Origin of the sequence: Sphingomonas turrisvirgatae, assembly GCF_001721295.1 — a bacterium.
GTDB lineage: Bacteria > Pseudomonadota > Alphaproteobacteria > Sphingomonadales > Sphingomonadaceae > Sphingomonas > Sphingomonas turrisvirgatae.
Window position 1 is genome coordinate 54,227 of sequence record NZ_MDDS01000018.1, and the last position, 8,889, is coordinate 63,115.

Consider the following 8,889-nt stretch of genomic DNA (forward strand, 5'->3'; position numbering starts at 1 on the left):
CTAAGTCAGCGCGATGACCGATCTTCCCAAGCCCCCCGTCGCCGCGACCCGTCCCTACAGCTTCGACCGCCACGGCGTCCGGATCGAGGATCCCTGGGCCTGGCTTCGCGATCCGGGCTATCCTGACGTTACCGACAAGGACGTGCTCGCCTATCTTGAGGCGGAGAACGCCTATTACGAAGCGGTGATGGCGCCGCTGAAGCCGCTGGCCGACACGCTGTTCCAGGAGATGCGCGGGCGGATCAAGGAAGACGATGCGACCGTGCCGCAAAAGGACGGCGCCTATCTTTACTGGAGCGACCACGAGACCGGGGGCGAGTACCGCCGCTGGTGGCGCCGGCCGGTCGAAGGTGGCGCCGACGAACTGATCCTGGACGAGCCGAAACTGGCCGAGGGAAGGGAATATTTCCGCCTGGGCGAGCTTTCGATCAGCCCGGACGACCGGCTGCTGGCCTATGCCATCGACGATAACGGGTCCGAGCGGTTCACGGTGCGGGTCAAGGACCTGAGCACTGGCGAACTGCTGCCCGACACGATTTCGGACGTGCTTTCGGACCTCGTCTGGACGGCCGATTCCAAGGGCTTCCTCTATGGCGTGGCGAACGCGCAGTGGCGCACCGACAATGCCCGCTGGCACCGGCTCGGCCAGCCGGTCAGCCAGGATGTCGAACTCTATCATGAGGATGACGAAGGTTATCGCGTCGGTGTGGGCGAAACCCAGTCGCGCAAATGGCTGGTGATCTCGACCGGCGACCATGTGACCAGCGAAGTCCGCCTGCTGCCCGCCGACAATCCGGCGGCGGAGCCGATCCTGGTCGCCGCGCGCCAGCCGGGGCGCGAATATGACGTGGAGGAGCATGACGGCACGCTGTTCATCCACACCAACGACACGCACACCAACTGGCGGCTGGTGACCGCGAGCATTGAGCGTCCGGGCGAGTGGGTCGAGCGGATTGCGCCATCGGATCATTTCTACATGACCGGCGTCACGACCTTTGCCGACTATTTCGTGGTCGAGGGGCGCGAGGACGGGCTCGATCAGATCGAGATCCATTCCTATGCCGGCGGGCTAGGCAAGCGGATCGCGTTTCCGGAGGCAAGCTATGTCGCGGGGCTGGGCGACAATCCGGAATATCGGATGGAGAAGCTGCGCATCGGTTATAATTCGATGGTCACGCCGGGCACGGTCTATGACTATGACGTGGCCACTGGCGCGCTGGAGACGCTGAAGGTCCAGATCATACCGTCGGGCTACGACGCGAACAGATATGCGACCGAGCGGCTGAAGATCGTCGCGCGCGACGGCACGCAGGTGCCATGCTCGATCGTCTATCCCAGGGACTTTCCGCGCGATGGGTCGGGCAAGCTCTACCTCTATGCCTATGGCGCTTACGGCATCGCGATCCCGCCCGGCTTTTCGACCAGCCGCATGTCGTTTCTCGACCGCGGTGTCGCCTTTGCTATCGCCCACATCCGCGGCGGCGACGATCTGGGCCAGCAATGGTATCACGACGGGAAGCTGGACAAGCGGACCAACACGTTCAACGACTTCGTCGACGTGGCAAGGGGGCTGATCGAGCAAGGCTTCACGCACCAGGGCGGGATTGCCATCGCCGGCGGATCGGCGGGCGGCGAGCTGATGGGCGCGGTGATCAATTCCGATCCCGAGCTGTGGGGTGCGGTGGTCGCGGACGTACCGTTCGTCGATGTGCTCAACACAATGCTGGACGACAGCCTGCCATTGACGCCGGGCGAATGGCCCGAATGGGGCAATCCGATCGAGGACAAGGCTGCGTTCGAGCTGATCCGCTCCTATTCGCCTTATGACAATGTCACGGCGCAGGCCTATCCGCCGCTGTTCATCTCGGGCGGGCTCAACGATCCGCGCGTTACCTATTGGGAACCGGCGAAATGGGCCGCCAAACTGCGTGCGACCAAGACCGACGACAATCTGCTGTTGCTCAAGACCAACATGGGCGCCGGGCATGGCGGCAAGTCGGGCCGGTGGGAGAGCCTGAAGGAAACTGCCGAAGAAAATGCCTTCGTGCTGTGGCAGCTGGGCGTGGTCGAAGTCTGACCCGTCTGCCCGGGGCGGGACGCGGGCCTGAGCCTAGTCCGCCCGCGGGAGCCAGCTGAGGTCCAGCCCCTCATAGCGATCGACATAGTTGGCGGCGCGCGCGAGCCCGCGTTCGTCGAGCAGCGTGACGCGACCCGAATTGCGTGCGATCAGCCCTTCCTCCTCCAGCTGGCGCAGCATGCGATTGACGTGCACCGCCGTCAGCCCGGTGGCGTCGCCGATCTCTTCCTGCGTCAGGCTGAGCGGGTAGCTGTCGGTGATCGACTTGTCGGTCGAGCGCAGCCGGTTGCGCAGGTCGAGCAGCAGCGCGGCGACGCGAACCTTGGCCGAGGTGCGTCCCAACGCAGCCAGCCGGTCGGTCAGCGCCACCCGCTCGATCTGGCTGAACACCAGGATCAGCGCGGAGAGGCGCGGGTGTTCGGTCAGCAACTCGCTGAACGTCGCATAATCGAACGGGCAGACCACGCACTCCGACAGGGCGCACAGCGTCTCGGGCGATTCACGATAAACCAGGCTGGAGATGCCCAGAATGTCGCCGGGGAACAGGAAGCGCAGGATCTGGCGGCTGCCATCGTCGAGCAGCACATAGGACATCATCAGCCCCTTGCGCAAAATGAACAGCTCGCCGCTGCTTTCATTCTCGCGCAGCAGGATCGCCCCGCGACGCACATGTCGCTGACGTTCCTCCAACCGCTGAAGCGCGGATAGTTCGGCTGGCGAAAGCGCTACACGCTCGCCGAGCACATCCGCCAAACAACTGCGTGACAAGCCGGTACCTTCCCCCATTTGTTCTGTGCAAAGCAGTCCGTTGAAATCAGCGCATTAAAGTCGATCAAGCCGGGTGACTCGCAGCTGAACTTGCGCCGCGCGGGCGAAGCGATAGAAGCCCCGGGATGGACCGTATCCTCATTCGCGGCGGCAAGCGCCTTTCCGGCAAGATCACGATCTCAGGCGCCAAGAATGCGGCGCTGACGCTGATGCCGTGCGCGCTGCTGACCGACGAGCCGCTGACGCTGCGCAACCTGCCGCGCCTGGCCGATGCGGACGGGTTCGGGCATCTCCTGAACGAACTGGGCGCGTCGACGGCGATCGAGGGTACGCGGCCGAGCGAGTTCGGGCGAGTGCTGACGGTGCGCGCGACAAGCCTGACCAGCTCGGTCGCGCCTTATGACATCGTGCGGAAAATGCGCGCATCGATCCTGGTGCTGGGGCCGCTGCTCGGCCGCGCGGGCGAGGCGACCGTGTCGCTGCCGGGCGGCTGCGCGATCGGCAACCGCCCAATCGACCTGCACCTCAAGGCGCTGGAGGCGATGGGCGCCGAGATCGAGCTGGCGGCAGGCTATGTAAAGGCGACGGCGCCCGGCGGACGGCTCCCCGGAGGACGCTATCGCTTTCCGGTGGTGTCGGTCGGCGCGACCGAGAATGCCCTGATGGCCGCGGCGACGGCGCGCGGCACGACCGTGCTGGAAAATGCGGCGCGTGAGCCTGAGATCGTCGATCTGTGCAACCTGCTGGTTGCCATGGGCGCGTCGATCGACGGCATCGGCGGCGAGACGCTGACGATCGAGGGCCGAGAGCGGCTGCATGGCGCAACCTATTCGGTCATGCCCGACCGGATCGAGGCGGGCAGCTATGCCTGCGCCGCCGCGATCACGGGCGGTGACATCGAACTGGTCGGGGCGGCGGCGGGCGACATGCGCGCGACGCTGGACGCGCTGGTCGAGGCGGGCGTGACGGTCGAGGAGACCAAGGGCGGCATCCGCGTGGCGGCGGACGGGCCGTTGAAGCCGATCACGCTGTCGACCGCACCCTATCCGGGCTTTGCCACCGACATGCAGGCGCAATTCATGGCGATGCTGTGCAAGGCGCCGGGCGCGAGCGTGCTGACCGAGACGATCTTCGAGAACCGCTATATGCACGTGCCCGAGCTGGCGCGGATGGGGGCGGATATCCAGGTTTCCGGGCGCACCGCGATCGTGCGCGGGGTCGATCGGCTGATCGGCGCGCCGGTGATGGCGACCGATCTGCGCGCGTCGATGAGCCTGATCCTGGCCGGCCTGATCGCCGATGGCGAAACGCAGGTCAGCCGGATCTACCACCTCGACCGCGGGTACGAGCGGCTCGAGGAAAAGCTGCAGGGGGTTGGCGCGGATATCGAACGGGTGGGTGACGGATAGAAGAAGGAAGTTGGTTCACGCAAAGGCGCCAAGGCGCGAAGAGGTGGTCCTGCCGCGAGAGCGGCTTTCTGCATCTTTGGCGATGGGCGCGGTTGAACCGCTTGTTGTGGTTCAGGCGCTCCGCGCCGGGGCTGCAAATCTTTGCGTCTTCGCGCCTTTGCGAGAACCCTTTCTTCCTCTTTTCCGTCACATCCCGCGGTTATTGGGCGTGCAATGATGGAGTGGCGTGCGCCGATGAAGTTGATCCTAACCGCTGTTGCCGCCCTCGCGCTCGCCGGTTGCACGATGCAGCGCGCAGCTGCCCCGACGGCCGCCGCGCCGGTGACGGTCAAGGTCATCGCGCTCAACGACTTTCACGGCAATCTGGAGGTGCCCGGGCGGCCGGTCGAGTTGACCGCTGCCGATGGCGCCAAGGTGAAGGTGCCGGCCGGCGGAGCGGCGTATTTGGCGACGGCGATCGCACGATTGAAGGCGCAGTCGCAGTATAACGTCGTCGTCGCAGCCGGCGACCTGACCAGCGCCAGCCCGCTCACTTCGTCGCTGTTCCTGGACGAGCCGACCGTCACCGCGATGAACATGATGGGGCTCGAGATCAACGCAGCCGGCAACCACGAATTCGATCGCGGCACGGCCGAACTACTGCGCCTGCAAAAGGGTGGCTGCGAGAAGCTGACCGAGCGCCAGCCATGCCAGCTCGAGCCGTTCAAGGGTGCGAACTATCGCTATCTCGCCGGCAATACCGTGCGCGCGGACGGCAGCAGCCTGTTGCCGGGTACGACGATCAAGACGTTCGGCAATGGCGCGCAGGCGATCCGCATCGGTTTTATCGGGCTGACTACGCGGATGACCGCGACCTATGTCGATCCGGCGGGCATCAAGGGGTACAGCTTCGCGGACGAAGCGGAGACGGCGAACAGGTTGGTGCCGCAGCTGAAGGCACAGGGTGCCGACGCGATCGTCGTGCTGATCCATGAAGGCGGTTATCCCGCGCGAACTGACCTGCCGGGCACGTGCGACGGGCTGACCGGGCCGATCATCGATATCACGAAGCGGCTCGATCCAGCGGTCGACCTGGTCGTGTCGGGGCATACGCACCGTGCCTATGTCTGCGACTTTGCGACGATCGACGCCGCGCGCCCGGTGCTGCTGACCAGCGCGGGCAATTACGGGGCATTCGTCACAGATATCGACCTGACCTTCGATCCGGTGACGCGCAAGCTGACGGGCAAAAGCGCCAAGCAGGTCGTGGTGCAAGGCGACGGCAACCTCAGCACGGCGGGGCCGGTCAAGCCGGCACCGGCATTTCCGACACTGCCCGCCGACCCGGCAATGTCAGCGCATGTCGCCCGATATGCCGCCGCCGCCGGGCCGCTCGCCAGGCGAGTGGTCGGGCGCGCTGCCGGGCCGATCCTGCGCAATGAGGATAGCGAAATCATGGAGTCGCCACTGGGTCTGCTGATCGCCGATGCGCAGCTTGCCGCGACGCGCAAGGATGGCGCGGTGCTCTCGCTGATGAACCCCGGCGGCGTGCGCGCGTCGATCGTCCCGGCAGCGGACGGGTCGGTGACGTTCGGCGATATCTATGCCGTCCAGCCGTTCGGCAACAACCTGCAGGTGCGCGAATATAGCGGGGCGCAGCTGCGCGCGGTGCTGGAGCAGCAATTCACCAATGTGGACGGCCCTAAGTTGCTGTTCGTGTCGGGCATGACCTATAGCTTCGACCGGTCGAAGGCCGCGGGACGCCGCGTGATCGCACCGATGGTGGGCGGTAAGCCACTGGACGATGCTGCGACCTATCGGGTGGGGCTGAGCGGGTTTTTGGGTGGCGGCGGCGACAGTTTCGACACGCTGGCGGTGGGCCGCGTGGTTGCGGGCGGGGTGCTGGACCTCGACGCGCTGGAAGCGTGGTTCGCGCGGGGGCAGGTCGTTCAGCCGCCGGCGTTGGGACGGGTCAAGGATGTGACGCCGGCGGGGAAGGCGGAGTAGGAAGAAGGCGGTTCGCGCAAAGGCGCGAAGACGCGAAGGCGTCTTGCTTCGCGCGAAGCGCTTCCAGCCGAACCACCGTTGCAATCGACCGCAAGGCTGAGCGATTAAAGCCGCTCGCGCGGCCATGGATTACCTTCGCGCCTTTGCGCCTTAGCGTGAACCCCGCTTCTTCTTACTTTCGCACTTCCTTTGCGATCGCGTCGAGCAGGCCGTTGACGAAGCCTTTCTCTCGGCGGTCATAAAACGCGTCGGTGACGTCGAGATATTCGCTGATCGCAGCACCGGTCGGCACGTCCTGGCGCGCGATGAGTTCATAGGTGCCGGCGCGCAGGATCTGGCGCATCGGGCGATCGAGGCGATCGAAGCTCCAGTCGGCCGACAGCTTTGACGCGATCAGCGCGTCGATCTCGCCGCGGCGCGCGTCGACGCCCTTGACGACATCGTCGAAGAACATCGGATCGGCGTCGACATATTCGACATCCTCGATCGTCGCGCCAAGGCGATGCTGGTGGAATTCGGTCAGCAGGACAGGGAGGGCGGTGCCCTCCATCTCCTGCTGGTAGAGTGCCTGAACGGCGGCGAGACGTGCGGCGGCGCGCGCCTTCGAGCGAGTCTTTGCAGTTGGGCTAGGCATTATTCTGTTCCAGACGGACGGCGACCGACTTGGCATGCGCGGGCAGACCCTCGGCCTGTGCCAGCGCGACGGCGGCGGGGCCGATCGCGGCGAGACCGGCCGCGTCGAGCGCGAGGAAGCTGGTGCGTTTCATGAAGTCGAGCACCGACAGGCCACTGGCGAAACGTGCGCGGCGGCCGGTTGGGAGGACATGGTTGGGACCGGCGACATAATCGCCGATCGCCTCGGGCGTCATGCGGCCGAGGAAGACCGAGCCGGCGTGGCGCACGCGGGCGAACAGTGCGTCGGGATCGTCCACGGCGAGTTCGAGATGCTCGGGCGCGAGCTTGTTGACCAGCGGGATCGCCTCGTCGAGCGTCGCGGTGACGATGATCGCGCCATTGGCGTCCCAGCTTTGGCGCGCGGTAGCCCTGGTCGCCAATGTGCCGATCTGCGCATCGACTGCAGCAGCGACCTTGCCGGCGAAGATCGCGTCGTCGGTCAGCAGGATCGACTGGCTGGTGGGATCATGCTCCGCCTGGCTCAGGAGGTCGGCGGCGATCCAGTCGGGGTCGTTGCGGCCATCGGCGACGACGACGATCTCGCTGGGTCCGGCGACCATGTCGATCCCGACCACGCCGTAAAGCTGGCGCTTGGCTTCGGCGACCCAGGCATTGCCGGGGCCGGTGATCACGTCAACCGCGGCGATGCGGCCTGTGCCATAGGCGAGCGCGGCGATCGCCTGTGCGCCGCCGATGCGCCAGATTTCGTCCACCCCGGCGATGTGCGCGGCGGCGAGGACGAGTGGGTTGACGTCGCCATTCGGCGTCGGGGTGACCATGACGAGACGATCGACGCCGGCGACGCGCGCAGGAATCGCGTTCATCAGCACCGACGAGGGATAGGCCGCGCGACCGCCGGGGACGTAGACGCCGGCTGCCTCCACCGCCTGCCAGCGCGCACCGGTGCGCACGCCGGCGGCGTCGGTCGTGTCGCTGTCAGCGGGCTTTTGCTGTTCGTGATAGGCGGTGATGCGATCCGCGGCGAGTTGCAAGGCGTCGCGCAGTGCGGGGTCGAGCGCCTCGAGCGCGGCGGCGCAATCGGCCTTTTCGATGCGCCAGCCGGTATCGTTCAGATCGTGCTTGTCGAACTTGCGCGTGAAGGCGTGGAGCGCAGCGTCGCCTTCGTCGCGAACGCTGGCGACGATGGTGCGCACGTCGCGTGCAACATCGGCATCGGCTTCACGGCGTGCATTGACCAGCTCGCGGAACGCCTGGGCGAAACCGGGTTCGGAGGTCGACAGCTTGATCATGCTGCCTGCCCTGCGGGCGCTTGGGCCGCCTTCGATTCCACCGCGCGGCGGAACGCGTCGACCAGGGGCACGATCTCGCCGCGCGTCTTGAACGCGGCGCGGTTGGCGACGAGGCGGCTGGTCACCTGCGTAATCACCTCGACCTCGACCAGCCCGTTTTCCTTGAGCGTGCGACCCGAGGAGACGAGATCGACGATGCGCGGGGCGAGGCCGAGCAGGGGGGCCAGCTCCATCGCGCCGTTCAATTTGATGCATTCGGCCTGCACGCCGCGCGCCTCGAAATGGCGGCGGGTGAGCGCGGGGTATTTGGTCGCGACGCGAACATGGCTCCAGCCACGCGGATCGTCGCTGGCGGCCAGTTCCGCCGGCTCGGCCACCGACAGGCGGCAATGGCCGATGCCGAGGTCCACCGGGGCATAGAGTTCGGAATAGGCGAATTCGTCGAGCACGTCGGACCCGACGATGCCGAGCTGCGCCGCGCCGTGCGCGACGAAGGTCGCGACGTCGAAAGCGCGAACGCGAATGAGGTCGATGTCGGGCCGGTTGGTCTTGAAACGCAGCGCGCGGCTTTTCTCGTCGCTGAACGCCGGTTCCGGCACGATGCCGGCAGCGCCGAGCAGGGGCAGCGCTTCCTCAAGGATGCGTCCCTTCGGCACGGCAAGGATGATCGGGTCGGCGGTCATAAGCTGCGCGCCTTTACTTGGGGGCGGGGGTGGGCGCAACA

The 8,889-nt window shown here is 66.1% G+C and carries 7 protein-coding genes; 3 read left to right on the top strand and 4 right to left on the bottom strand.

What is annotated here, in order from left to right:
• Positions 1-13: 13 nt before the first annotated feature.
• Positions 14-2,077: a S9 family peptidase gene (locus BFL28_RS08400; RefSeq protein WP_069320135.1), complete on the top strand. Its 2,064-nt coding sequence runs from the start codon at positions 14-16 to the stop codon at positions 2,075-2,077.
• A gap of 33 nt (positions 2,078-2,110) precedes the next feature.
• Here the strand turns inward: BFL28_RS08400 and BFL28_RS08405 are convergent, their stop codons facing one another.
• Positions 2,111-2,863, bottom strand: a complete 753-nt coding sequence (locus BFL28_RS08405) for a Crp/Fnr family transcriptional regulator (RefSeq protein WP_069320136.1) — start codon at positions 2,861-2,863, stop codon at positions 2,111-2,113.
• A gap of 107 nt (positions 2,864-2,970) precedes the next feature.
• Between BFL28_RS08405 and murA the strand changes: the two genes are divergently transcribed.
• Together murA and BFL28_RS08415 are read left to right on the top strand one after the other, a co-directional pair.
• A complete protein-coding gene (murA, locus tag BFL28_RS08410) occupies positions 2,971-4,254 on the top strand; it encodes a UDP-N-acetylglucosamine 1-carboxyvinyltransferase (RefSeq protein ID WP_069320137.1) in 1,284 nt (427 codons plus the stop codon).
• Between the two features lie 234 nt (positions 4,255-4,488).
• Complete coding sequence (locus BFL28_RS08415; protein WP_206599095.1) at positions 4,489-6,240, top strand: bifunctional metallophosphatase/5'-nucleotidase; 1,752 nt, start codon at positions 4,489-4,491, stop codon at positions 6,238-6,240.
• 172 nt (positions 6,241-6,412) lie between these two features.
• Here BFL28_RS08415 and nusB read toward each other — a convergent pair whose 3' ends face one another.
• From nusB to hisG, 3 genes are read right to left on the bottom strand one after another with little or no spacing between them, the layout of a single operon-like run.
• Positions 6,413-6,874, bottom strand: a complete 462-nt coding sequence (nusB, locus tag BFL28_RS08420; protein WP_069320138.1) for a transcription antitermination factor NusB — start codon at positions 6,872-6,874, stop codon at positions 6,413-6,415.
• Positions 6,867-8,165 (bottom strand): histidinol dehydrogenase, encoded by a 1,299-nt coding sequence (gene hisD / locus BFL28_RS08425; RefSeq protein WP_069320139.1) that lies wholly within the window; start codon positions 8,163-8,165, stop codon positions 6,867-6,869. Before hisD ends, nusB begins: the two co-directional genes overlap by 8 nt.
• Complete coding sequence (gene hisG, locus BFL28_RS08430; RefSeq protein ID WP_069320140.1) at positions 8,162-8,848, bottom strand: ATP phosphoribosyltransferase; 687 nt, start codon at positions 8,846-8,848, stop codon at positions 8,162-8,164. Before hisG ends, hisD begins: the two co-directional genes overlap by 4 nt.
• Between the last annotated feature and the right edge of the window lie 41 nt (positions 8,849-8,889).

What these genes read in the sequence shown, in the direction of transcription:
- murA (WP_069320137.1), top strand. Translation starts at nt 2,971, where the DNA reads ATGGACCGTATCCTCATTCGCGGCGGCAAGCGCCTTTCCGGCAAGATC.
- BFL28_RS08415 (WP_206599095.1), top strand. Translation starts at nt 4,489, where the DNA reads ATGAAGTTGATCCTAACCGCTGTTGCCGCCCTCGCGCTCGCCGGTTGC.
- hisG (WP_069320140.1), bottom strand. Translation starts at nt 8,848, where the DNA reads ATGACCGCCGACCCGATCATCCTTGCCGTGCCGAAGGGACGCATCCTT.
- hisD (WP_069320139.1), bottom strand. Translation starts at nt 8,165, where the DNA reads ATGATCAAGCTGTCGACCTCCGAACCCGGTTTCGCCCAGGCGTTCCGC.
- nusB (WP_069320138.1), bottom strand. Translation starts at nt 6,874, where the DNA reads ATGCCTAGCCCAACTGCAAAGACTCGCTCGAAGGCGCGCGCCGCCGCA.
- BFL28_RS08400 (WP_069320135.1), top strand. Translation starts at nt 14, where the DNA reads ATGACCGATCTTCCCAAGCCCCCCGTCGCCGCGACCCGTCCCTACAGC.
- BFL28_RS08405 (WP_069320136.1), bottom strand. Translation starts at nt 2,863, where the DNA reads ATGGGGGAAGGTACCGGCTTGTCACGCAGTTGTTTGGCGGATGTGCTC.